A 23419-nucleotide genomic window follows, 5' to 3' on the forward strand; every position below is an offset into this window, starting at 1 on the left:
CCTCCACCCCCTCCACCTCCTCCACCCTATTCTTCGCGGCTTCTCGTTCCGCCGGTCCAGGTGGCGACCGACCCCGGGCGTGAGCAATACGAGGGCAAGGAGGTCTCACCCGTCCATCTCGCGCGCGAGGAGCCCGTCTCGACCTTCTCGGTCGACGTCGACACCGGCGCTTATGCCAATGCCCGCCGCTTCCTGGCGCAAGGCCAGCTTCCCCCGGCGCGGGCCGTGCGCACGGAGGAGATGATCAACTATTTCCGCTACGACTATGCGCGGCCCGAAAGCCGGGACGTTCCCTTCTCGGTGACGACCGACCTTGCGCTCACGCCCTGGAACCCGGCCACCCGGCTCCTGCGCGTGGGCCTGCGTGGCTATGACCTCCCGCGCGAGGGACGGCCGCCCGCCAACCTCGTTTTTCTTGTCGACGTGTCCGGCTCGATGAACGCGCCCGACAAGCTGCCGCTGCTCAAGTCGGCACTGGCCGGGCTCGCGGGTGAACTGGGCAAGCAGGACAAGGTCTCGATCGTCGTCTATGCCGGTGCGGCCGGGCTGGTGCTCGAGCCGACCAACGACACCCGCAAGATCCGCGATGCGCTGGACCGATTGCAGGCGGGCGGATCGACTGCCGGGGCCGCCGGGCTCCAGCTGGCTTACAACATTGCCCGGGACAACTTCATCGAAGGCGGGGTGAACCGTATCCTCATCGGCACCGATGGCGATTTCAACGTCGGTGTCACCAACCGCGACGACCTGATCGCCATGATCGAAAAGGAGCGCGACAACGGCATCACGCTCACCACGCTCGGCTTCGGGCAGGGCAATTACAATGAAGCGCTGATGGAGCAGATCGCCGACCACGGGAACGGCAACTACGCGTATATCGACAGTGCTCTGGAAGCGAAGAAGGTGCTGGGCGAGCAGATGAGCTCTACCCTGTTCACCATCGCCAAGGACGTGAAGATCCAGGTCGAGTTCAACCCCGCCCAGGTCAGCCAGTATCGCCTGCTCGGTTATGAGAACCGGGCGCTGCGCGAACAGGATTTCGACAACGACAAGGTCGATGCCGGCGACATCGGCGCCGGCCACCAGGTCACCGCGATCTACGAGATCGTGCCTGCCGGTGCGAAAGGCTGGATCGCGCCGCGCCGCTATGACGATCCGCTGCCCGCAGCGGCCAGGCAGTCTGGCGAGCTGGCCTTCGTCAAGCTGCGCTATAAGCTGCCCGGCGGCAAAATCTCGAAGCTGATCGAGCGCCCGGTTCCTGCGCGCCTGATGGCCGCCGCCGCGCGGCCGCGCGGGGATTTCGCCTTTGCCGCCGCGGTTGCCGCCTTCGGCCAGTCGCTGCGCGGCGACGACCTGCTGGGCGGCTTCACCCCCGCGCAGATCCGCCAGCTTGCCGGTGCCCAGGACGATTACTGGCGGCAGGAGTTCGTCAAGCTTGTCGACGTCGCCGATTCGCTTGGGGGCAATTCGCGCGAAGGAGGCTGACAGCGCCGGGTTTGCGCCCTAGGCTTGAGGGCATGAACCCGCGCCGAGCCTCGATTGCTGCAGCCGGAGCTGCCCTGTGCCTGGCCTTGTCCTTCGCCGCCTCCCGCCTTTACGGGCCGGTCTTCATCGCCGGGCTGGAGCGCAAGGCGGTGGCCGCCCGCGATGCGGCGGGCGGGCAGGGCATCGACCTGGCTTTCCGCGACCGCTACGGCTGGTACACGCGCCACCCGATCCTTTCCGGAGGGCGCAAGCTCGACGCGGCCACGCGCAAGCGGGTGGCATCGGCAGTTGCCGAAGTGCCGGGCATAGGCGGTGTAAGCTGGGCGCGCGATAGCGAAGGCGTCCCGGCCGTGACCACATTGCATTGCCAGGACGACGTCCAGACGATCCTGCGGACACGCACGATCCGCTTTTCCGAGGCCAGCGCGCGCATCGATCCGGCCAGCGAGCGGCTGCTCGATGAAGTCGCCCATGCCCTTCGGCCCTGCGTGGGCAGCATTATTGCGGTGACCGGCCATACCGATGGCGTCGGCAACAGCGAGGCCAATGTCGCGCTGTCCAAGGCGCGGGCGGAAGCGGTGCGATGGGCTCTCGTCGGCCGCGGCATTCCGGCCGATGGATTGCGGGCGGCTGGCGTGGGGGCGCGCGATCCGATTCCGGGGCTCGATCCGCGCGATCCGGCCAACCGCCGCATCGAATTCTCGGTGATCACGTCCGCGCCGGTCAAGCCGACGCCGATCGATACGCCGGGGCCGGGCTGATATGAACTTGTCTGTTGAGCGCGCGCCCGACTTTGGTCATGGGCAGATCCGCGAGGCCACGGGATCGTGGCAGAAAGGATGCGCGGATGCCGCTTTGGCTTGAAATGGCCGTCTCGGTGCTGCTGACATATTGCGTCGGCTTCGGCATCGGCTGGCTCTTGTGGAACCGGAAGGGATAGATCTTGGTGCAGATGATCGCAGCCAATTGGCTGATCTTTATTGCCGCTCTGCTGATCGGCATTGTCGTTGCCTACTGGCTCTTCGTGCATGGCTCGAAGCAGGGCAGGCGCGATCGCCGGCCCGACGTCCTCGATGAAGGGGCCGCTCCGGCCAAGCGCAACCAGGCGCTGATCGACGCGCCGCCTGCCGCCCATATCGATCCGCCCGCGATGGCGGGCACGATGGCCGGTATAGGCGAGGTGATCGCAGTCGCCGCGCAGGACGAAGTCGACGCGGTGAAAAAGCCCGCAGCGCCTGCGCCCACTCCCACAACCACTTCCGCACCCGCTCCCGCCCCTGCCCCTGCCCCTGCCGCGCCGAAGGCCGAAACGGCAGCTGGCGAGGCTGACGATCTGCGCAAGATCAAGGGGCTCGGCCCCAAGATGGCGACGCTCCTGACCTCGCTCGGCGTGACCCGCTACGAGCAGATCGCGGCCTGGACCGAGGCGGATCTCGACGAGTTGGACACCAAGCTGGGCTCTTTCGCGGGACGTCCGCGCCGCGACAACTGGGTTGAGCAGGCAAAGCTCCTCTCGAGCGGAGACAGCGCCGCCTACGAGGCCAAGTTCGGCAAGCTCTGATGCGCGTCAGTCGACGACGATCTTCCCCTTCATGCCGAACCCGGCATGAAGGAAATGCGTGCACTTGAGCGGGTAGGTCGCCGGTGCCTGCGGGGCGGTCAGCCTGAGATCGACCGCCTCGCCGCCCTTCAGTTCGATCTTGCCGTCCCTCACCTTGCCCCTGTCGTCCGGGGCAAGCGCGGCGTCGGCGAAGAAGGCCCCGGCCTGGAAGTTGTGGCCTCCCTTGGCGCCATTGACGATGTGCAGGACGTAGGGGCGTCCGTGATGCAGGGCGATCACCGATGGATCGAAAGCGAAGTTGCTGAGCGTGACGGTAATCCGCTCGGCCGGCGGCGCGGCAGTGGCGTCGGCGGCGGCAGATGTCGGGATCGTCACCGCAGCGGCGGCAAGGGCCGCGGCTGCAAGGGCGCGGTTAGCAAGCGGGGGCAGGCGCACGGTTTCTCTCCCGGTTGGACCGGGCGATCATACGCCCCGTGCGCTGCCTCGTCGCGTTGAATCGATAGCTTCGCGTCGTCGCAGCGGCTGGCGCTCAGCCCCTTGCCCGGTAGCTGGCCATGACATCCTGGCGCATCATCTCGCCGCTGTCCGAGCGCGAATAGAACATGTGCCCGCCGGGGTACATGTGCAGGCGCACCCGGTTCTCTACGCCGAAGTCCGGCATCTGCGAAACGATGAGGCGTGAGGCGAAGTAGGGGCAGGACAGGTCGTCCCAGCCATGGACGATATCGACCGTCATCTTCGGGTCGATGGAAATGGCGCGCCGCAGGTCGGAAACCGGGCTGTCGGTATCGTCGCGGTCCCACTTCTCGTTCACGTCGTAGGACAGCGCGTTGTAGCGCGCATCGACCTTCCAGCCGACCTGCCGGGTGACGAAGTCCACCATGGCTGAAGTCGTCGGAGCGATCAGCGTGGTCAGCAGCGGATCGTTATACTGAGGCGAAGCGCTGGCCGGGAAGGGGTCGTAGGCGGTGTAGTTGGAATCGTAGACCGATCCGATGAGCCCCTGATCGCGGCGGATTTCGCGAAGGTAAGTGGCAATGTCGACGCGTCCGTTCATGCGACGGACCATCGCCGGGTCCAGTCCGGTGAGTTCCGCGACCCTGGCCGAAAGCCGGTCGGTCGCGGCCTTGTCGCGCGGTCCGGCAAGGAAATCCTGAACGAACTGGGTACGCATGTAGGTTTCGACCGGGCCCATCGTCGCATCGTCGAGGTGCAGGCCCTGACGCTCGAAATGCCCCGCCGCCATCGATGGATAGGCGATCATCCAGGGCAGGGGTGAAAGGGCATCGTCCTCGCCGATGGCGGGCGGGTCGAGATAGGGCGAGACCAGCGTCATTCCGGAAATGCCGACGCCCATCTGCGTCTGCAGGTAATAGGCGAGGCGCGGGACCCGGTAGCCGCCATAGCTTTCGCCGGTGAGATACTTGCGGCTGGTCAGACGATCGTTGGCGACGAGCCAGTCATAGACGATCCGGCTGAGGTAGTGGATGTCGGCATCGGCCGAATAGAACGCCTTCTTCGACTGCTCTTCGTCCACGCGTGAGCGCGAAAACCCGGTGCCGATGGGATCGATGAAGACGAGATCGGTGAAATCGAGCCAGGAATTGGGATTGTCGCGCAGCACCGCCGGGTCGGACGGGGCATCGCCCTGTGCGCCGAACGGTACGCGCTTGGGGCCGATCGCACCGAGGTTGAGATAGACCGAGGCCGCGCCGGGGCCGCCGTTGAAAGCGAAGGTGACGGGCCGGTCGGTTGCGCGTCCGGGGACGGTATAGGCGGTATAGACGACCTCGCCGATGACCTTGCCCTTGTCGTCCTTGACGGGAAGGGCGCCGACCGTGGCGGTGTAGTTCACGGTCTTCCCGCCGATCACGGCCGATTGCCTGATCGATTTCGGAGCGGGGAAGGGTTCGAGCCGGTCTTCGGCGCTCTTGTCGTCGGACTTGGCCTCGGCGGCCTTTTCCTCGGCATGGAGCGCGACGGGGGAGAGGGTGGAAGCGGCGGTAAAGATGGCGGCCGATGCGGCCAGAGCGAGAAGTCGCATGGGGGGAAGTGACCTCGATTGCAGTGCCTTGGGCACCCGAAGCGGGGCACTTTATCGTCCGTCGCGCCGCCTGCAAGGGGCTGGCCGCGCGCCTAGTTGCCGTTGCCGCGCCGCAAGTGGACGCTGCGTCCGCGCGCGGTCTCGCCGACGAAATATTCCGCCTCGGCCTGCCGGGCGAAGGCTTCCATGAGGCCCACTCCCATGCCGGCGGTTCCCGCGGCCTTCTGCTGGCGCGATTCGTCCGCGGCGCCGACGCCGTCGTCCACCACCCTGAGTTCCCAGTTGTCCTCGTTGCCGGTGAACGTCACGCTGACCTTGCCGGCGGCGCCGTCGGGGAATGCGTACTTGGCGCTGTTGGTCAGCGCCTCGTTGATGAACAGGCAGATGGCGACGGCAGTCTGCTGCGGCAGTTCGCAATCGCTGGACCTGACCTCGATTTCGACAAGGTCGTGAAAGGACCCGGCCGATACCCGGGAGACGACGTCGCCGACATACTGGCGCATCGGCACGTAAGAGCCTTCCGCGTCGGTCAGCTTGAGGTTCTCGTAGGCGCGCGCGAAGGTGTCGACGCGGCCGATCGCCTGGTCGAGCGCCTCGACGATTTCGGGATTGTCGTGACGCCGCCGCTGCAATGAGAGCAGGCTGGCGACGAGGGCGAAATTGTTCTTGGTGCGATGCTCCAGTTCGCGCAGCAGCACCTGACGCCGCTCCAGTTCGGCATCGCGAGCGCGGGTAACCTGCCGGACCGCGCGGCGGAAGATCTCGGCCAGCACCAGCACTACCAGAACCGCCATTGCGTTGATCGCCACGCGCGGCGGGTCGGTCGCGACCACGAACCGGAACGAATGGACCGTGGGCAGGACGATCCACCAGGCCCAGAAGAAGCTGATCAGGTAGGCGACCGCGCCGGCCTGCCAGTGACCGTAGAGCGTGGCGATCAGGATCGTGGGATAGACCAGCGCGAAGGGCCCCGAGGTCGGCGCCCACATGTTGATGGCCGCGCGCAGTGCGATCATCGCCAGGGCGCAGATGATGCCGAAGCCGATCTGGGCAAGGATTCGCCGGGTTTCGCTGGGAATGTTCGCCGTGACGTCGAAGCTGGCCAGTCGGTGCATAGGGGTCTTCGCGCTCTCTCCGGTCAGCCGGTGCATCACCTGAAGACCCCGAACGCACAGGCGGACGGGGTCTCGATGTCAGTTAACTCGTGGTCGCGCGCGGCGTCGTGTGACCTGGTAACACTATCGTACGCGACTTGTTTCCTGTCGATGGAAATATTCCGCGCGCTGCCGCGCGCAGGACAGGGCAAGTGCCCAGGATCGGACATTATTCAGCTTGCGCGCTTTCGTCAGCGGCCAAACTTTCTTTGCGTCTTGCCGTAACGCAGCTTTCGCGTCCCCGGCTTGCCTTCGTTGGACCGGCCCACCAGCGGGGCCTTCTTCTGTGCGTCCGGCAGGCCGAGTTCGCTGGCCTCGAGGCGGCGGATCTCGTCGCGCAGGCGGCCCGCTTCCTCGAACTCGAGGTCGGCTGCCGCAGCACGCATGCGCTGCTCCAGTTCCTCGATGTAGGCGCGCAGGTTGTGGCCGACCAGTTCATTGCGCTCGCCGTCCTCGAGATCGACGACCACGCCGTCGCGGCTGGCGGTATCGGCGACGATGTCGGCGATGCGGCGCTTGATCGTCTGCGGGGTGATGCCGTTGGCCTCGTTGAACGCCTGCTGCTTTTCGCGGCGGCGGTCGGTCTCGGCGATGGCGCGCTCCATCGAGCCGGTCATGCGGTCGGCATAGAGGATCACGCGGCCATCGACGTTGCGCGCAGCGCGCCCGATGGTCTGGATCAGCGATGTTTCGCTGCGCAGGAAGCCTTCCTTGTCGGCATCGAGGATGCACACGAGCCCGCATTCGGGAATGTCGAGGCCCTCGCGCAGCAGGTTGATGCCCACCAGCACGTCGTAAACGCCCATGCGCAAGTCGCGGATCAGCTCGATGCGCTCGAGCGTTTCGACGTCGGAGTGCATGTAGCGCACGCGCACACCTGCCTCGTGCATGAACTCGGTAAGGTCCTCGGCCATGCGCTTGGTCAGGGTGGTGACGAGGGTGCGATAGCCCTTGGCTGCGGTTTCCTTGCACTCGTTGATGCAGTCCTGCACCTGGTCCTCGACCGGGCGGATGGTCACCGGCGGGTCGATCAGACCGGTGGGACGGATGACCTGTTCGGCGAAGACGCCGCCGGTCTGCTCCATCTCCCAGCTGCCGGGCGTGGCCGAGACAGCGAAGGTCTGCGGGCGCATCGCATCCCACTCATTGAAGCGCAGCGGGCGGTTGTCGATGCAGCTGGGCAGCCGGAAACCGTACTCGGCCAGCGTGATCTTGCGGCGATGGTCTCCCTTGGACATCGCGCCGATCTGCGGCACCGTCTGGTGGCTTTCGTCGACGAACAGCAGGGCATTGTCGGGCAGGTACTCGAACAGCGTGGGCGGCGGTTCGCCCGGCATGCGCCCGGTGAGGAAGCGCGAGTAGTTCTCGATGCCGTTGCACGAACCGGTCGCGGCGATCATCTCGAGGTCGAACTGGGTGCGCTGCTCCAGCCGCTGCGCTTCCAGCAGGCGGCCTTCGGCTTCGAGTTCCTTGAGTCGCTCGGTCAGCTCGAAGCGGATCGCCTCGCTCGCCTGCTTCATCGTCGGGCCGGGGGTGACGTAGTGCGAATTGGCATAGACCCGGATCTTCTCCAGCGCCGCGCCCTTCTTGCCGGTCAGCGGATCGAATTCGGAGATCTCCTCGATCTCGTCGCCGAAGAACGAGATGCGCCAGGCCATGTCCTCGTAGTGCGAGGGGAAGATTTCCAGATTGTCGCCGCGCACGCGGAAAGTGCCGCGGGTGAAGGCGGCATCGTTGCGCTTGTACTGCAAGGCGACGAGCTTGCGGATGATCTCGCGCTGGTCCTGGGTTTCGCCCGCCTTGAGGTCGAAGATCATCGCCGAGTACGTCTCGACCGAGCCGATGCCGTAGAGGCACGAGACCGAGGCGACGATGATCACGTCGTCGCGTTCGAGCAGGGCGCGCGTGGCCGAGTGGCGCATCCGGTCGATCGCCTCGTTCACCGAGCTTTCCTTCTCGATGTAGGTGTCAGAGCGGGGCACGTAGGCTTCGGGCTGGTAATAGTCGTAGTACGAAACGAAGTACTCGACCGCGTTGTCCGGGAAGAAGTCCTTGAACTCGGCATAGAGCTGGGCGGCAAGGATCTTGTTGGGCGCCAGGATCAGCGCGGGACGCTGCAGTTCCTCGATCACCTTGGCCATCGTGAAGGTCTTGCCCGAGCCGGTGACCCCCAGCAGCACTTGCGTGCGTTCGCCTTCCTGTGCCGATTGCACCAGTTCCGAGATGGCGGTCGGCTGGTCGCCCGCCGGTTCGTAGTCGGAGACGATCCGGAACTTCTTGCCCGGCAGAGACTTTTCGGGTCGCAGCGGCTTGTGGGGGACGAAGTGGCCCGAGGTATCGGGTTCCTCGAGCCCGCGGCGGATGACGAGTTCGGCCATGGCGGAACATATGGGGTATATGAAGGCCCGCCGCAATGAGGGAGAGTGAATCGTTGGCAGTTCACAGGGCGGGTGTTACGCCCTCGCCCATGGGGTTGGTCCAGAGGGAAGACAGGACATGAAACCACTTATCGCCATAGCCGCTGCCGGGATCGCGGTGCTGACGCTCGCGGGATGCGGCTCGGAAAAGGAACCGGCCAGGAGCCCGGAAGAGCAGGCCTCGGCGGCGAAGCAGGAAGTTGCCAAGCTCGAACCTCCGCAGCCTGGCCAGTACCGCCAGACGGTGGAATTCACGAAGTTCGAAGTTCCCGGGATGAGCAAGGAAGGCGCTGCCCAGTTCAAGACGATGATGGCGAACGTTCCGCCCCGCACTTACTGCCTGACCCAGGCGGAGGCGGACAAGGGCTACAAGGACATGCTCGATTCGCTACCCGGTGACAGCCAGTGCAGTTATTCGCGCTTCGACGTCAGTGGCGGTACTCTGAACGCTCAGTTGGAGTGCAAGGACAAGTCCGGTGCAAAAGCGATGGCTACGATGGTCGGTACCGTCAGCCCGCAGGGCTCCGAGGTAAATCTCGACATGGAGCGGTCGATGCCCGGCATGGGTGAGCGGATGGCCAAGATGTCGATGCACATGAAGACGACGCGCCTCGGCGACTGCGAATCCTGAGGCGCTGCGGTACCGAGGCAGGGAGTACGCGGATTACATGAGTGACGGGCGGGCCGAGAACGGACTGGCGGGATTGCGCGAGGCGCTTGCCCGCCGCGCGGCTCTGGCCCGCCAGCCCCGGCCGGAAGGTGCGCGCGCGCCTTCGCTGCGCCTCTTCCTTGCCGAACTGGCCTCGCTCCGGCGTGGACGGCCCAAGCCTGTAGCGGTGGAGAAATCCGCGCATCCGCAGGTGGTCATGCTGCTGCCCGGTTTCGGGGCGCATCCCAACCGGATGAGGCCGATGGCCGATGCATTGGCCGAGGCCGGGCATTCGGTTCACGAATGGGGGCTGGGTTTCAACTTCGGCCCCAACCAGCACAATTTCGCCTATCTCATGCGCCGCGTCGGCGCGCTGGCCCGGCAGCACCGCAATCCGGTGGCGCTGGTCGGCTGGAGCCTTGGCGGACTGTTCGCCCGTGAAATCGCGCAGCGCCAGCCCGAAAACGTCGCCAAGGTGATCACCATGGGCACGCCCTTCTCGGGCGACCCGCGCAACAACAATGCCTGGCGGGCCTATCAGGTCATCACCGGCCATGCGGTGGACAAGCCGCCGATCGAGGTCGACTTCGCGATCAAGCCGCCGGTGCCGACAATCGCCCTGTGGAGCCCGCGCGACGGGGTGATCCACCCCCGTTCGGCCTGCGGCTGGGCCGACGAGCGCGACAGGGCCGTATCGGTGCGCTGCACCCACCTGGGTTTCGCCAGCGATCCCAGGGTCGTCGCCGAGGTTCTGCGCCAGCTCGACCTTCCCGATTGAGAGCGAGGCGCGCGCCGCTGGGCACTTCAGGCACGCGGCGGCTGTCGGCGATAGCTGAGGGCTTCCGCCAGATGAATCTGGCCGATCTGCTTCGCTCCGGCCAGGTCGGCAATCGTTCGCGCCACGCGCAGGACGCGGGTATAGCCGCGGGCGGACAGGTGCATGGCCTCGGCCGCCTGCATCAGCAGCCTGCGCCCGTCTTCGTCGGGTGTCGCGTGCTGTTCGAGCAGGTCTCCGCCGAGTTCCGCATTGGTGCGCGCAGGCGTACCCTCAAGGCGCTGCGACTGGATTGCCCGTGCGCGGCCGACGCGCCGGGCGACTTCGGCCGAACCTTCCATAGGTGGTGGCAGGGCGAGGTCGACGGCGCGGACCGGATCGACGTCGACGTGCAGGTCGATGCGGTCGAGCAGGGGGCCGGAAACCTTGCTCTGGTAATCCGCAGCGCATCTCGGTGCGCGTGAGCAGGCCAGCGCCGGATCGCCCAAGTGGCCGCAGCGGCACGGGTTCATTGCGGCGACAAGCTGGACGCAAGATGTAATGCACGTAGACTGAACGGTGGAGCAGCCAGTTTCTCAGAAATCCGCGATTTAAGACGTCCCTCTCAGCGATTGCCCTTCGCACGGTTGTGCGTGGTGCAGAGCATCTGACAGTTCTTCCCTGAACTATCCCCGCCTTTGCTCCAAGCTGCAACGTGGTCAGCGTCCATTTCGGTCAGCTTGTAGATGCGGCTCTTGTTCGAGTCGTGCCCGATTGCACACAAAGGACAATTGGAGATGCCTTTGGCTTCCGCTTCCTGCGTTTGCTTTGTGTAGGTGGTCTTTTTGACCTTATCGTCAAACACACGGACGTTCAGTAGCTTGGTATTTGTCGATCCACCCAGCACAAACTCAAAGATGCCTTTCCGGTTCAGCACCTCGGGATCGCCATAAAGCGCTCGGACTTCATCAGAGACCTTCTTTGGGTCGTAACTCGTATAATGATGCTCTTCATAGAGCCTTCCCCATTCCAAGCCACGCATATCGGGCAGCACGTCAACAAACACGGCTGAAACCCAATCGAGGACCGTGTTGAAGTAGGTCTTCATTTCGTTGACGTTTGTGTCGCTGCGATGGGCGCTCATATAAGCGCCGATGTTGCCCTTGCTGACCCAATCCAGCGCCCGCTCAAGAAACTCCTGACGGTTTGCACTGCCCTTCACATAGGCAGACCATTTCTGAATATTAGCATTCTGGCTGTTGCTGAACTCTTCCTTGGCCTTGGTTACAAACGGGCCGGAATAGATAGCGTTCAAGAGCTCTTGCTTGTTGAGCGGCACACCAGCGATGTTGATGGTTTCAAACCACTGCTTTATTTCACTTTCCTCGCCCTCGCATTCGTAAATCAGCAGCTTTGCTTCACGGATGCGCGCCTGCTGGTCGGCTGCAAGGCTATCGAAGTTCTTCGGGTTGCCATTGTCCGTGATGGCGAACTTATTGGTCACAAAGCGGCCTATGCTGGTGATGCGCTGCTGGCCATCCAGCACCTCAAACCGGTCATCTGCGACCTTGTTGAAATAGATCAGCCCCAACGGATAGCCCTTCAGCAAGGAGTGAATAACTGCTTGCTCACGGTTCCCGCCGCCTTCAGCATAGATATAATTCCGCTGGTATTCCGGCTGGATAGTTAGCTTACCACCAAGGCCGAACAGCCCTTTGCCTTCAAGCTGATTGTAAACGAAGCCCTCGCAGACATCTTCCACAGTAAGATCAGTGTTCAGTGTCGCTTTCACTTCGTTGCTCCAACTGTGCCTTCGGGCTTACGATGGCGGATCAAGATGCGCTTATAGACTTTGACGTCATTGATAACGCCAGACATGTTTAGAGGGATGCTCCCTTTTTTGCCGAAGCGACGGAAGAAAGCATCTTTCTGGTCCTGCGCGGAATACCACTTCGTCCGATATGGGTTGTCGGGATCGCTGGATTCCAGTGTGCCTACGATCTCAAACTGCTCCGGGCTATATTTGTCTAAAAACGTGACCGGAACGCCCATCACCCCATCATAGTCGCTTGGGATTTCCTTGTAGGTTGAGACTTCAATGGCGTCGTAATTGTCATAGCGGTCGTAGGCAGTTTTGCCCTTGAGGCCACGGCTGTAGCGGAGGTTATCAGCCATTGTCATAAGGCTGAGAGGCTTATGACGGCGACCATGATCCAAGTTCGTATACCAACACGAGGTTGATACTCTGGCGATTTTTTTGCCTGTCTCTTCATCCAGGTGGTGGAATTGCTCGTAGTCGTCTGGAACTTCAAAAAACATACCTACGTTGAAGTTCGTGCAACCGATCCAGAGCTTGTTCGCCTGCACAAGATGAAACAGCTCCTTGTAGGTGATGGCGTTGGTGTTGCCGATAACAAGGAACTTCTTCTTGTGTTCAACAAGAAGCGAGATAAACTCGCTGAACAATGAAAATGGCGGGTTGGTTACAACGATATCAGCTTGTTTGAGTAGCTCAACGCATTCCTGGCTTCTAAAATCACCACCTTCTTTGAGCGGCGTTCGGTTATGTGGATTCTTCTCCAAAAACAGCTTGACGTCTTCGATATCCTTAGCGCCATCGCCGTTGAGGTCGTTTACTTCCTCTATCTCAATCGCCAGCGCATTAGGCTTATCGCGCTTGCCTTTGTCCTCAGCGTATTCAATGAACGACAATTGAGCGCCAGCAATGGGTGAACCATCATAGCTGGTGGAAATGAGTTTCTTCAAACCAAGCCGGTTGAAGTTAGCTGCAAAATACTTGAAGAAGTTGCTTTCAAACGGGTCGTCGCAATTGCAGTAAACCACTTTGTCACGAAAAGTGTCCGGATCATACTCAAGATAGGCTTCGACTTCCTTCTGGATATCGATGTATCGGGTATAAAACTCGTCCTTCTTCGCCGTGCGGGCGTTTGTTAACCTGTTTGCTGCTGAACTCATTCTTCAATTCCACTATGCCACTGATTTTCACCTTAGCCACACACCGGAAGGCCGCAAGAGCCACTGTCTCTTGCATTGAGGATAATCTGTGTGATCGAATCGCGTTCGATTCTGCCATGGGAACAAAAATAGAACATTTAGGCAAGCAGGAATCGCCAATCACGAGGTTCGGCAAACAAGGCCCATGTAGTATAGCTGAAGGCGAAATCAGCAGTTTTCCTGCTCTTCAAACCCGCAGAAATCAGCGGTTTATCAAGGGCCGAAATCGCTTTTTGTTAAGAATCGAGCTTTTTTCTTCAACCAAATTCACTGCCTCGTGGCGGTGCCATTGCCATCGAGAATGTTCGCAAGGGCATTGCGAATAGTGGTCCATTCAATGACGCCCTCAAAGTCTCGTGCGTCCATCACAGCGCGGACTTTGGCGTTCACGAAGTCCACCACATCGTCCCCATACTCTTCGATTAGCTCAAGAGCGCGCTGGAAGAAGGGGCCTTCGTCGATTTCCATAACTTGAGCGTATCGCGCTTGCTCAGTCGCAACAAGCTATCGTTGGGTTACAGAATTGTAAGCTGCAGGTCCCGCATAGCACGAAACATCACAAGTGACTGCCTCTGTCAGACTGCTGAGCGCAACCAATGCTCCAAAAAACAAAACCCACTTTTCCCACGGCTTAAACATAACATTCTCCTATTTGTTGAGAATGCCAGTCTGAACTAACGAGTCTTGAAGTCGATCGATATGATTGGCCAATATATGCCTTTTTCTATCGTATGATGTAAGAAAGACTATAGATGAGTCTGTTGGCAAACAAACAAGGAGCCAACAGATGTCTTTTAAGAATATGATCCACGATGCTACGTTTCAGCGCTTGCGCGCGAATTGGGATCAACAGCAGCCATTGAAGGGGACGGAAAAGGAAATCGACTTCATCCCTGTCTGCAAGCTGTTCAACCCCTGCGGCGCTGCTACGTGGCTAATCACGGAATGCGATGAGAATGGGCTGGCCTTTGGCCTTGCAGACCTTGGATTTGGCTCGCCTGAGTTGGGCTATATCAGCCTCGATGAGCTTGCAGAAATCAAGATGCTGGGCGGTTTGGTTGGCATTGAGCAGGACGTTTCGTTTGTCCCTACTCAGTCGCTGTCTCAGTATGCTGAGGAAGCTCGTAGAGAGGGCCGTATCAAAGCCTGAAACTCACAAAGAAGCCCGCTTCTGTCGTGTCAGGAGCGGGCTTCGTTATGTCTGTTATTCTGGATCGAAAAGATCGGCCAGAGCCTTGAAATGGGCAGCAATCTGCTTCTCCTTACCCTGCAGAGGCGCTTTGGCGATTTTTACCCCATCAAGGTTGATAGTGAGCGGCTTCGGCCCCTGAAAGTCTTCAAGCGCCGTCTTGCTTCCCTCCCCTATGTCCTTTGTCTCAACAATGTAAGATCGATTGATCGCTGGCCCAGTGTGCTCTCCTACAGTCTGGCCGCCCACGAGCTTTACGAGGAAGGTTGGTGTGCCGCTGCCCTTGCTGAGGCCATAGACGCCAATCTGATACGCCAGAACGCCAGCAAGGCGCAGATAGTCGTTGACGCTTGGCTCGAACGCGAGCGGGAAGAACAAGCTCAAGCTGAGGCCATTCTTGCGCTCAGTCTCGACGAGTAGGTATTGAAACGGGAAATCTGCGCGCATCAGGGCATTGAGCAGATCGCTTTCATAGCGTTTGTCGTATTCCAAGATAATGCCTGAGAGAGCCGCTACGCCGTCCTTGTTGTGCTGCGCGCCGTGCTTGTAGCTGACCATTGACCAGTAGTGGGCAATCTCGCGCTTATCGTCCGCTGCAATCACATCGCAGAGCGTTTGTAGGGTTTCACGAAGCTCAGCAGCTTCAATAGTCATATTGGATGATGGTTTGATTTCAGTTGTGGCTTTGAAGCCTGTTAGGTTGATAGTCATTTCAAAAATCCTCAAACAGCGCAACAAAGTGCTACGCTTTCAAGGATATTTATTGACTTATGCTATTTCTGGCTGTCTCCGCTATGTTTTGAATGCCAGTCTTTCAGTAACTCCCTTTCAAGCTCAGATACAAAGGGGGTTGGATATGGCTCATCCAATAGCTTCCTTATAAGGTCCAAGTGCTGATGATCTTCCTCGATGCGGAATATGAGTTTGCGGGTCTTCTTCATCGCTTGAGCAGCTTCGCTATATCAGCCATCCCTTTGCTGCCCGCGATTGAGCCAAGCAGGATGAAAATCACGTTCCAGAAATCCTGAGGGAATGCGGCCAATGCCTGCGCATAGGCCATCAATGTCAGGGGGTTGAACCAACCAACCACGAACAGCACGACGAGCAGGAAGAACGCGGCAGGTCTGGGCCATCGCATTATCGCCGTCGCGGCTCTGTCATTATCCATCAAGGGTCTGAGCGCCGCGATGACTTTCTTGAGTCTATCTCTGATTGCTTGGAACATACCGTATTTATGGATCAGCAGAAAACCCCTCTGGCATTACCAAAGGGGTTCTCGATGAAGAAAATAAATGGTCTTACTCCTTGAAGTCAGCCAATGGTGTCTGCCTCATCGGTATTTATAAAATCGCCATTTCGCCTATGTGTTTGACCTGTTGATTGGCTTGCATTCGCTTTCGCTCGTGCAATCCAACATCTACGCATTGCTCAATACAAACTCGCTTTCACTCGTTTGCATTTCTCACTGCTTGATGTGGTTTTTATGAAAGTCTAAAATTAGGTGAATTGGTGATTTGGATTGGATTTATGAACGGATGAACGAAGTGAATATATTCCTATTCACTTAGGCGCCTGAGAAGATATACTCTTATCCCCCCTCTCACAAAAAACGATGCTGAGTTCGTCCTTTATGAGAAGGGGGATGAGAGTTTTGACATTCACTTGAGTTCGTCACGTCAACACTATGTAATCTAACACATCGTTTTATCGATGCAGCGGGGTCGCGCCTGTCGCTTGCTGGTCAGCCAATCTTGTTGGCCTTGCCCATTGCAGTTAGTCATCTGGTATGCGGCGGTAGCCAATTGAGACCATTACATTAGCGTCCAATCGGCCTGCAGGTTATAATTCGTTTCCTGCGTCCTGTCTTAGCCAGTCACCGTCGCCTACCAAGCTGACGTTTCAGCGCAGTGCTGCCAAAGAGAGTGCCAGCAAGCGCCTTTAAGCCTGCCTTTTCCTACGCAAGCGCATTGCTTCGTAGGGGGTGCCATCTACAATTGCGCCATATAGACGCTGCTGTAGCTCTGTCTTCCCGTTCGCGCACTCAGCCGCGCATCAGCTACTTATGCCGCCCTCTGCCAAATCACGAGCAATGTGAGGGTGTGTTGTAACGCTGAGTATGTCTTGGGATTTTTTCGCTGTAGCTTTCAAAAAGAAGCTCTGTTGCAAAACCGCTACCCAAATGCGGTGGAGCAAAAATAATGTTGGCGCTCATTTTGAGATTATTGGGTAATGCAACAGGCGAGCGGGCAACACTATTTTTGCTTCAAAGTTATTTATTATTTTTAGCAAAAAATGGCTCGAAATGCGATTTAGAAATTCAGAAAAATGGCCGATTTCTCCCAGTTTTCAGGCCCGCTGCGAATACGGAAATCCGGGCAAATCCATAAATACGGGATGAAGACAGTCCCCTCAGTCCACCCCCATAACCTCGTTGACCTGTATGTGCGCTCAGGCTTCGTCCAAGGCATCAAGAACGATAGGCAGTTGGCCTATTTCGCGAACCAACTGCATTCCACACCAGAAGCAGTAGAGCAGGCCATTTTGGACCTCGATGGTAGTGGGTTTCTCGATGGGATGAGCCTGCGCCGTCTCAGGCACGTTTACCGCCTGTATCGCGACAAGGACGTTGATATGGACGACCTCATTGAGCGCCCAGAGTGGAATCACATAGGGCTGGAACTCAACTGGCTATGCCGAATGGGCTTTCTCGATTTTGACGGCGTTGGAGAATGCGAAGCTGTCATCAATCCAGCACTTGAGGGCTTCCCCAAGCAGACTTTCCGAGGGCGGGCGCGCTACCAGATCAGGCAGCTTTAATCTTCCTTGCGGAGTGTCACGAGCTTCAAGACGTTATCATTCAGCGTTTTTATATCCGACTTTAGCTCGCCTAACGTTGTGTTGATGTGAGCATTGTTCGTTTCGATCACGGTTAATCGCGTTTCGTGATTGCTGATGGTATCTTCGTTCTTGGATATTCGTTTTGTGTGCTTTTCCAATTCGTCAAGTCTCGTCTCGATGGCTGAGGATGTTTGGCCTTCCTGTTTGGTTCTGTCTGTAAGCCAAGCCCACCCTTTGATAATGGTGAAAGCTGCTACGATGAAGAGCAAAAGAGGCGTAAATCCAAGGGCAGTATCGTATGGTGTTGGCTGGGTAGCGTGTGGAGTTGCATCGACCGCGATGTAGCTTTCAGTTCCCATTTGGTGAAATATCCCCTTTTTTCTTATATTTAAGGAAATTTACAAAAAGGGCGGGTGTTTGGTCAGAGCCAGTAAACTGAACGAATGGCTTTGCGCGCTGACGGCGTTGAACCACCTTCATCTCCCCACAACGTCGCGCCAGACGGCAAGCCCAAGGTGATCGTGCCGCTGTCGCTGTAGAGCGTGCTGCTGTCGTTGTCGTAATACCCTGTAAACATCGGGAAAAGCGCGCTACTCAGGGACGAAATGTCGATACCAGCCCCACCAGAAGCAGGGTCGCCGCCGTGTGACCAGTTACCATTGCTGGCACGTATCCATAGCTTCTTGGCTGTGAGATCGACGAGGAAACCTACCCTCGTATTGCCAACAGAACCTTCTGATGAGCCAAATGCTGAGCCGCCCATCCAGACAGTGCCATCGCCATACAGTCCAAGACCTTCGCTGCTGGCATATCCAAGCGGGTCACTGAGGGATGCTGCCGAAGTTGCTAAACCCGTCGAGCCTTCGTTACCGTCTGGCACTGTAGCCTCGAAATAGCGTAAGCCTGCTGAGTAGCTGACCGTTCCTCTGATCCCGAAATAGCCTTGAGCACCTAATTTCGTTGCAGTCTCATCGCCGTTGCTCAGGACGATGTTTTCATTCGCGTCTTCTGAGTTCCAAACTACATTCGCCATCGCTTAGGCCCTCACTGTGAACGAGATATCAGAGAGCGTGGCGTCGGCGGTCGCAGGTGCTTCAATGCGGATCAAATCGCCCTGTGCGATGGAACCTGCTGTGATGCTGGCTGTGGCGACATTAGAGCCTGCCGTGAATGTGAAAGTCCCAACAGTGGTTGCCCCGTTGTAGATCGTGAAAACTGCGCTCGCCGTTGCGGCTGTTACGGCTTTGGCTGAGCAATTGGCGGCTGCCGCAGTGAAGGCATATGGGGCCTCAGCGACCACGACGATCTCGCCGTCCGCTGGCTTACCCACACACGACAGCACGAAGCCTAAGATTGCATTCTGTCCATCCGCACCGTCTGCACCATCTGAGCCAGCAGGGCCTACCAAGCTGGCGAGCCATTCAGTCTCAGTCCCTACAAAGCCGTTCGCTACGGCAATCTCGTATGCTGAAGCACCATCAGCGCCAGCAGAGCCACTGCCTGCGCGAAGGTCCACTGAGGCAACATATTCGCCCGCAACGTTGGTGAAGGTCACTACGAAATCATCCGTGAAGGCTACGCGATCAACGCCAAGCCCTGTTTCCACGCTATCAATGTCGAAGCCATCGATTGGTATGGCGGTGATACCAACCTGCTGCTCGGGCAAGTCCGTCCATTCTGTCACGTAGTCTGGGCCATCCACTTTCACGAGGATTTGGCCGCCAATGCCACCAGCAGGAATTCCTGCGCCAGCAGCGCCAGTAGGGCCAACGGGACCTTGGATGCCCTGAGCACCCTGAGGGCCAGTAGCGCCTTGAGGACCAACTTCGCCAGTGTCGCCTTTGTCGCCCTTTGGCCCTTGAGCGCCTGTGGCACCTGTTTGTCCTGCTGGGCCTTGAATGCCCTGCAATCCCTGAATTCCTTGGGGTCCTGCTGGACCCTGCGGGCCTTCTGGCCCTTGTGGACCCACTGGTCCTTGTGTGCCTTGGACTGACAAACCGCCAAGGTCGTTTATCTCGATGATCGTGGTTGTATCGTCAACTTGCTCGATAATGGTAACTTCGTTGTTCTGCATCTTATAGGCTTCTCTCCATATATGCTCGGCCTGAGAAAAGGGTGATGATCCTTCCAGTTTCTATCGTGATGTATAACTGGAACAGGCCATCGGTTGACTGGGATATCTCGCTGAGATCGCCATTGGTTAGCGTGAGGACGAGTGACTTTGTAATGTCGTCCCACGAAATGCCGTTTCCTATCGTGAGGTCCACTATCTCGGCCTCGTCAACGGCGATCTTAAAGTGTGCGTCTGTGACAGTCCGATCGATTGGATTCCCATCAATGTCTTTGCCGCCAATCACATAGACTTTTCGGAAAACGATATCGCTTGCGTCTTCATCAGGGTAATATCTCAAGTTTAACACGATAGGCATTCTCCTTAGGCTGGGTTGTATGGTCTGTTGTTTGTTGTCTGGTGGTATTTGAACCACTCACTACCAGCCGAGGCATTTCCTCGTGCCGCTTCACTGGTGAGTTTCGCTTGGAAACGGCTCTCTGCTGTCGAAACGGCCTGATCCAAATCAGCACCAGTTAGACCCATATCTTTCAGCAATGCAGGCGCAGCCAAAAGCTGGTCCATTGCCTGACCGTCACGACTGTAGGTGGTTGCTCCCTCGCTCCATTGGTCCCAGCTTGGCGCAGCACCGTGAGCAGATACCACCGCAGCGAAGTTCTGAGGCAGTGAAGACACGTTGCCGTTCGCAGCGACTATCTCAGCCGCAGTCCAATATCTGGCCTGATAGTCTGAGCCTGCCATATTCATCAGCGAGCCATCGTTGATACGGCCAACGACGCGCTTTCGGTGCATTGCGATCAGCCAATTGACGATTGCTTCAGCTTTGGGGGATGCAGCACGCAGAGCATCCAAGAAGCCTATCCTGTGGGCAGCGTGAAGGGCTGATAGCCAATATCCAGCTTGGAATTCGGAAAGCTGTAGGCCTTCACCGTCTGTGTAGTAACAAGGACCAAATTTGCCTGCGCCAGCTAAGACGGCCAAGCTACCAACGACCTCACCATTCTGCATAATGTTGGTTGGCGGGTTCAAGAAGCCCGGTGTTGCGTCATACCATTGATCGTAGAATGTCTCGAAATCGTAGACGACCCAATCAAGCACCTCCGCGCGGCTGTAGAGCCTTGATGAGTTCGCGGATGCCGTTTTCCAAAGCAGGGCAGCGTGCATAAACGGCCAAGCTGTTTCGCGCTGAGAAAACGTCTCAGGCCCCCACATACTGGCAAGGATGGAGTTGCCGTAAAGGCGTGACTGATCTGAGAAATTGACGCCCAGCATAGCAAACTCAGGAGTCTGGAAAAGCAATGATCCCCAATGAGGGAATTGATGGGCGTGGAGGTTGTCGATTTCGAAGCCGCCGAAATATGGTTTGTCAGCGGTCGCACCAGAGCCAGGCACGTTACAGCGCAGAGGGTTCGTCCCGCTCGTCCATTCAGACAATCGGCCAACCTGCGCATACCAAGCCTGATCCTCAGGTGTAGTTGCCTCACCGCCGCCGTAGTAGTGGTTTCGCATTGTGATGTTGCGGCGAGCGTTGCCCTTAAACAGCGGCTTGAGCTTGCCGTTGGACACCGCATTGAACGGATCGCTGGCGTATCCAGTGAGGTAATCCAGCGCAATGTCAGCCATTGCCCTACCATCGTGAGGACGGGTTGAGGTAACGTCGCGCGCATAGCGGGCAACCACCTCTGCCATAATCTGACGGTCATCGCGTGTGCCTCCCGGTCCTACGATTGGGCATCGGCCCATTGTGTTGAATGGCGTGTATTTCAGCCAAAGCGCGGCATTTGGCGTGGCGGAAATGTCGGAATAGAGATTGGTATATGGATCTTGGGTGTTCGCCGCGTAGGTCTTGATGCTGTCGTAGGTATGCTCAAGCGGTGTCCACGGCATAATCTTCCAGTTCGCGAAGCCGTTAGACTGGCCATCACCACCTGCGCTGCCTGCATAAATGCGAAGGTCGAAGCCATTGACGGAATAGCCCGTGTGCGACGCGAACGGAACGCGCTGATCGTAGACAGGCACGTTGTCGTAGACGAATTGCTGGTCATAAGCTGGCGGTGTGCCGTTGCGGTAGATGATCGAGCAGCGGACGGTGCCGTGCGGATACCATTTGTTGTTGTCCGTGATGATTGGAACGCTGCGGCCGTCATAGGTGCCTTCCCAGACCGGCTTGGTTGAAGCTGCATTCAGTGGTTCGCCGTTTGGCTTTTCGATGCGCTGCAAGAGAGTGCCTTGGTTGTCGTAGATCATCCACTTGTGGGGGCGCATATAGGTGTTGAGATTGGTAGGATCGCCAAACGGGGACGAAGGAACGTCCTGCGAATAGACGAACTGGAACATCACGTAGTTGCCCTGACGGATGCCTTCACAGCCATAGCGTATGCCGTCGATGATCGGCACTGCGCCCTGAGGCACAACTTCCGTCCACGACCCTTGAGAGCCATAGAGAACACTGTCTTCAAAGCGGCAGTTCTGCGCCGCAGGCTTGGTCATTATCAGTTCGTTGGGATGAGGAACGCCAACGCCCGTTGACCAATCTTCCAACACGGCCTTGTAAGGGCGGCCAGCGGGCAGGACCATTTCGCCCACAACAAGCGTAAGATCGAATTGCTGAGTTCCGTTGGCCACATAGCTCAAGATGCGTTCGGGCTGCTGGGTCGTGACGCCAGTTGCATCGACGACGAGATTTTGCAGGTCGTCCAGTGTGACAGCACCATCAGCGATAGTCTCGTATGTGGTTTCAATGTCTGGCTTGCCGAAGCCAAGGCCCACGTATTCAACTTCCAAGTTATCGACTGAGTTGGAGGTGTTGCCCACTGAGGCGTTGACCTCATAATCGGCGCTGGAAGTGACCCTTGGTTTACCTGAGGTCGGTTTCGGTGCGCCAAGTTGGACGCCATCAACATAGAAAGTGACGGTGCCGCCGGTGCCGTTTTCGTCGTTCACCCATTCAGCTTCAAGCAGATGGTTAGTGCCGCTCAAGGCAGAGGCAAAGCTGTCTGACAGGATGGTTTCGCCAGTGCCGCCGACACGGGAATATGAGTATTGTAAGGTGTTCTCGCTCCAATGGAGATAAAGGCCGCTCTGGCCATATCCGTAGTGATTTAGCTCACCGAGGATCACGCCAATGCCAGTTCCAGCAGGAACGATACCTTTGAACGAGTGACGAACTGACGGCGGAAGCTGTGTGGTCAAATCATCAGATGTTGATGGGAACTCAATGGCCAGAGCAGGGGTTGCGATGTAAGTGTCCCTGTTCAGGACCAGATGCCCGTTCGTGTAGCCAGTCGTGCCTTCACCTCGCTTTTCCATTGTCATCGTTGAGGCAACTGCGTCGCCGGTTACAGCATATGGCGATCCGCTTGAGCCAGTCGTCCATTGCGAGGCAACAGGCACAACAATGTCGGTGTCGTATTTGCGCTTGATGACCAAATCAGCGTCTGTGAAATTGCGTGACAAGGTGAACGACGCGCTGGAGCCGTTGAGGTCGATTCCAAGCGGGGTGATTGCGTTGAACGGCGCGTAGAACGTTGCTGAGCCGCTGAGGTCGATATCCTCATCTGAGCCGCCGGGTTGCGGCAACGGAACATTCGTGAGGCCGATGGTGAGAGCCAAGCCTGAGGTGGTGGTGTTGACCCACATACCAATGCCAGCGTTCACGCTGTCAAAAGGGACAATTACTTGGGCTTGCTGTGTCAAAGTTACGCCCGGATCGCCCGGCGCGACTGGAACAATCAGATAGATGCCCGAGCTACCGGCAGCTTGGCCTGCGAATTGGGTAAGTTCGACTACAGATTGTAGCTGAACCTCGGAGACTGTTCCGTCTGTGCCTTTGAGGCTATCGAGCCATTCTTGTTCAGTTCCAACAAAGCCGTTGTCTACTGCAATCTCATAGGCGGACTTGCCATCTTCTGCGGTAAAGACGCCTGCATTCTCAAGCATATCGCCTACGATATCAACAAGCTCAGTAACGTTATTGTTCAAGTCCTGAGTGTTAGCTTGCGTTGGTATAATGGAATAGGCAACGCCTGAGGTAGTGGTTCCGGGATATTGCTCTGCTAAGGTCAACTGTGTTGAGTTAACAAATCCGCCAATCTCATAGAGCGAGTTACCAATCTTGAGTGCATCACCTTTCTTGATTGCGTTGGTGAACTGAGTATTGTTACCAGTTACAATATCTGAACCGCTGGTGACGTTGATTGTGCCTGTCTTCTTCCAAGCCATTCGGTGAAATTCTCCTGTTTA

22 protein-coding genes and 1 pseudogene are annotated in these 23419 nt (G+C 58.1%); 7 read left to right on the forward strand and 16 right to left on the reverse strand.

Annotated features, from left to right (window positions below; translation table 11 throughout):
- The 3 genes from J3474_RS00005 to J3474_RS00015 form a co-directional block, all read left to right on the forward strand.
- Window positions 1-1485: VWA domain-containing protein (locus J3474_RS00005; RefSeq protein WP_207092673.1), on the forward strand; the 1485-nt coding region annotated here is incomplete at its 5' end.
- 32 nt (window positions 1486-1517) lie between these two features.
- The gene (locus J3474_RS00010; RefSeq protein WP_207092674.1) at window positions 1518-2246 is read left to right on the forward strand and encodes an OmpA family protein; all 729 of its coding nucleotides are present in this window, start codon (window positions 1518-1520) and stop codon (window positions 2244-2246) included.
- Window positions 2247-2437: 191 nt separating this feature from the next.
- Window positions 2438-3046 carry a hypothetical protein gene (locus J3474_RS00015; RefSeq protein WP_207092975.1) on the forward strand — a complete coding sequence of 203 codons (609 nt, stop codon included), beginning with the start codon at window positions 2438-2440 and terminating at the stop codon, window positions 3044-3046.
- Window positions 3047-3052: 6 nt separating this feature from the next.
- On the opposite strand, the gene J3474_RS00020 is transcribed toward J3474_RS00015, so the two are convergent.
- The 4 genes from J3474_RS00020 to uvrB form a co-directional block, all read right to left on the reverse strand.
- Window positions 3053-3481 (reverse strand): plastocyanin/azurin family copper-binding protein, encoded by a 429-nt coding sequence (locus J3474_RS00020; RefSeq protein WP_207092675.1) that lies wholly within the window; start codon window positions 3479-3481, stop codon window positions 3053-3055.
- Window positions 3482-3575: 94 nt separating this feature from the next.
- Window positions 3576-5090 (reverse strand): S10 family peptidase, encoded by a 1515-nt coding sequence (locus J3474_RS00025; protein ID WP_013834295.1) that lies wholly within the window; start codon window positions 5088-5090, stop codon window positions 3576-3578.
- 92 nt (window positions 5091-5182) lie between these two features.
- Window positions 5183-6241 (reverse strand): sensor histidine kinase, encoded by a 1059-nt coding sequence (locus tag J3474_RS00030; protein ID WP_242528156.1) that lies wholly within the window; start codon window positions 6239-6241, stop codon window positions 5183-5185.
- Between the two features lie 194 nt (window positions 6242-6435).
- On the reverse strand, window positions 6436-8622 hold the full coding sequence (gene uvrB / locus J3474_RS00035) for an excinuclease ABC subunit UvrB (RefSeq protein ID WP_007012273.1): 2187 nt from the start codon (window positions 8620-8622) through the stop codon (window positions 6436-6438).
- Window positions 8623-8740: 118 nt separating this feature from the next.
- On the opposite strand from uvrB, the gene J3474_RS00040 reads away from it, so the two are divergent.
- Window positions 8741-9292 carry a DUF3617 domain-containing protein gene (locus tag J3474_RS00040; protein WP_207092676.1) on the forward strand — a complete coding sequence of 184 codons (552 nt, stop codon included), beginning with the start codon at window positions 8741-8743 and terminating at the stop codon, window positions 9290-9292.
- 37 nt (window positions 9293-9329) lie between these two features.
- Complete coding sequence (locus J3474_RS00045) at window positions 9330-10088, forward strand: triacylglycerol lipase (RefSeq protein ID WP_007012271.1); 759 nt, start codon at window positions 9330-9332, stop codon at window positions 10086-10088.
- Between the two features lie 26 nt (window positions 10089-10114).
- Here the strand turns inward: J3474_RS00045 and J3474_RS00050 are convergent.
- The 4 genes and pseudogenes from J3474_RS00050 to J3474_RS00065 all read right to left on the reverse strand — a co-directional run.
- Window positions 10115-10615 (reverse strand): annotated as a pseudogene (locus tag J3474_RS00050) (ATP-binding protein); the annotation flags it as partial.
- Window positions 10616-10689: 74 nt separating this feature from the next.
- Window positions 10690-11856: a DUF262 domain-containing protein gene (locus J3474_RS00055; protein WP_207092677.1), complete on the reverse strand. Its 1167-nt coding sequence runs from the start codon at window positions 11854-11856 to the stop codon at window positions 10690-10692.
- A complete protein-coding gene (locus tag J3474_RS00060) occupies window positions 11853-13040 on the reverse strand; it encodes an adenine-specific methyltransferase EcoRI family protein (RefSeq protein ID WP_207092678.1) in 1188 nt (395 codons plus the stop codon). The genes J3474_RS00055 and J3474_RS00060 overlap by 4 nt, the downstream gene beginning before the upstream one ends.
- Window positions 13041-13346: 306 nt before the next feature.
- The gene (locus tag J3474_RS00065; protein ID WP_207092679.1) at window positions 13347-13547 is read right to left on the reverse strand and encodes a hypothetical protein; all 201 of its coding nucleotides are present in this window, start codon (window positions 13545-13547) and stop codon (window positions 13347-13349) included.
- 319 nt (window positions 13548-13866) lie between these two features.
- On the opposite strand from J3474_RS00065, the gene J3474_RS00070 reads away from it, so the two are divergent.
- Window positions 13867-14229, forward strand: a complete 363-nt coding sequence (locus J3474_RS00070; RefSeq protein WP_207092680.1) for a DUF2958 domain-containing protein — start codon at window positions 13867-13869, stop codon at window positions 14227-14229.
- 54 nt (window positions 14230-14283) lie between these two features.
- On the opposite strand, the gene J3474_RS00075 is transcribed toward J3474_RS00070, so the two are convergent.
- Together J3474_RS00075 and J3474_RS00080 are read right to left on the reverse strand one after the other, a co-directional pair.
- Window positions 14284-14979 carry a hypothetical protein gene (locus J3474_RS00075; RefSeq protein ID WP_207092681.1) on the reverse strand — a complete coding sequence of 232 codons (696 nt, stop codon included), beginning with the start codon at window positions 14977-14979 and terminating at the stop codon, window positions 14284-14286.
- 226 nt (window positions 14980-15205) lie between these two features.
- Window positions 15206-15493 (reverse strand): hypothetical protein, encoded by a 288-nt coding sequence (locus tag J3474_RS00080; protein ID WP_207092682.1) that lies wholly within the window; start codon window positions 15491-15493, stop codon window positions 15206-15208.
- A 1100-nt stretch (window positions 15494-16593) separates the two neighbouring features.
- Here J3474_RS00080 and J3474_RS00085 point away from each other — a divergent pair.
- Window positions 16594-17085, forward strand: coding sequence for a hypothetical protein (locus J3474_RS00085; protein ID WP_207092683.1), 492 nt, complete (start codon window positions 16594-16596; stop codon window positions 17083-17085).
- On the opposite strand, the gene J3474_RS00090 is transcribed toward J3474_RS00085, so the two are convergent.
- From J3474_RS00090 to J3474_RS00110, 6 genes are all read right to left on the reverse strand, one after another.
- The gene (locus tag J3474_RS00090; RefSeq protein ID WP_207092684.1) at window positions 17082-17465 is read right to left on the reverse strand and encodes a hypothetical protein; all 384 of its coding nucleotides are present in this window, start codon (window positions 17463-17465) and stop codon (window positions 17082-17084) included. The two genes, J3474_RS00085 and J3474_RS00090, sit on opposite strands and share 4 nt — an antisense overlap.
- Before the next feature lie 62 nt (window positions 17466-17527).
- On the reverse strand, window positions 17528-18139 hold the full coding sequence (locus J3474_RS00095; RefSeq protein WP_207092685.1) for a hypothetical protein: 612 nt from the start codon (window positions 18137-18139) through the stop codon (window positions 17528-17530).
- Window positions 18140-18142: 3 nt separating this feature from the next.
- Window positions 18143-18814, reverse strand: a complete 672-nt coding sequence (locus tag J3474_RS22530; RefSeq protein ID WP_242528106.1) for a hypothetical protein — start codon at window positions 18812-18814, stop codon at window positions 18143-18145.
- On the reverse strand, window positions 18811-19110 hold the full coding sequence (locus tag J3474_RS22535; protein ID WP_242528107.1) for a hypothetical protein: 300 nt from the start codon (window positions 19108-19110) through the stop codon (window positions 18811-18813). Before J3474_RS22535 ends, J3474_RS22530 begins: the two co-directional genes overlap by 4 nt.
- 71 nt (window positions 19111-19181) lie before the next feature.
- A complete protein-coding gene (locus tag J3474_RS00105; RefSeq protein WP_207092687.1) occupies window positions 19182-19535 on the reverse strand; it encodes a hypothetical protein in 354 nt (117 codons plus the stop codon).
- 5 nt (window positions 19536-19540) lie between these two features.
- Entirely contained in the window at window positions 19541-23398 is a 3858-nt protein-coding gene (locus J3474_RS00110; RefSeq protein WP_207092688.1) for a hypothetical protein, read from the reverse strand.
- Between the last annotated feature and the right edge of the window lie 21 nt (window positions 23399-23419).

The organism is Novosphingobium sp. PY1 (genome assembly GCF_017312445.1).
GTDB lineage: Bacteria > Pseudomonadota > Alphaproteobacteria > Sphingomonadales > Sphingomonadaceae > Novosphingobium.

Excerpts from the sequence above, each read along its gene's own strand:
- J3474_RS00110 (WP_207092688.1), bottom strand. The coding sequence starts at position 23,398 with ATGGCTTGGAAGAAGACAGGCACAATCAACGTCACCAGCGGTTCAGAT.
- J3474_RS00070 (WP_207092680.1), top strand. The coding sequence starts at position 13,867 with ATGTCTTTTAAGAATATGATCCACGATGCTACGTTTCAGCGCTTGCGC.
- J3474_RS00060 (WP_207092678.1), bottom strand. The coding sequence starts at position 13,040 with ATGAGTTCAGCAGCAAACAGGTTAACAAACGCCCGCACGGCGAAGAAG.
- J3474_RS00025 (WP_013834295.1), bottom strand. The coding sequence starts at position 5,090 with ATGCGACTTCTCGCTCTGGCCGCATCGGCCGCCATCTTTACCGCCGCT.
- uvrB (WP_007012273.1), bottom strand. The coding sequence starts at position 8,622 with ATGGCCGAACTCGTCATCCGCCGCGGGCTCGAGGAACCCGATACCTCG.
- J3474_RS00090 (WP_207092684.1), bottom strand. The coding sequence starts at position 17,465 with ATGGGAACTGAAAGCTACATCGCGGTCGATGCAACTCCACACGCTACC.
- J3474_RS00045 (WP_007012271.1), top strand. The coding sequence starts at position 9,330 with ATGAGTGACGGGCGGGCCGAGAACGGACTGGCGGGATTGCGCGAGGCG.
- J3474_RS00015 (WP_207092975.1), top strand. The coding sequence starts at position 2,438 with ATGATCGCAGCCAATTGGCTGATCTTTATTGCCGCTCTGCTGATCGGC.
- J3474_RS00105 (WP_207092687.1), bottom strand. The coding sequence starts at position 19,535 with ATGCCTATCGTGTTAAACTTGAGATATTACCCTGATGAAGACGCAAGC.
- J3474_RS00075 (WP_207092681.1), bottom strand. The coding sequence starts at position 14,979 with ATGACTATCAACCTAACAGGCTTCAAAGCCACAACTGAAATCAAACCA.
- J3474_RS00080 (WP_207092682.1), bottom strand. The coding sequence starts at position 15,493 with ATGTTCCAAGCAATCAGAGATAGACTCAAGAAAGTCATCGCGGCGCTC.
- J3474_RS00040 (WP_207092676.1), top strand. The coding sequence starts at position 8,741 with ATGAAACCACTTATCGCCATAGCCGCTGCCGGGATCGCGGTGCTGACG.
- J3474_RS00010 (WP_207092674.1), top strand. The coding sequence starts at position 1,518 with ATGAACCCGCGCCGAGCCTCGATTGCTGCAGCCGGAGCTGCCCTGTGC.
- J3474_RS00095 (WP_207092685.1), bottom strand. The coding sequence starts at position 18,139 with ATGGCGAATGTAGTTTGGAACTCAGAAGACGCGAATGAAAACATCGTC.
- J3474_RS00030 (WP_242528156.1), bottom strand. The coding sequence starts at position 6,241 with ATGCACCGGCTGACCGGAGAGAGCGCGAAGACCCCTATGCACCGACTG.
- J3474_RS00065 (WP_207092679.1), bottom strand. The coding sequence starts at position 13,547 with ATGGAAATCGACGAAGGCCCCTTCTTCCAGCGCGCTCTTGAGCTAATC.
- J3474_RS00085 (WP_207092683.1), top strand. The coding sequence starts at position 16,594 with ATGGCCGATTTCTCCCAGTTTTCAGGCCCGCTGCGAATACGGAAATCC.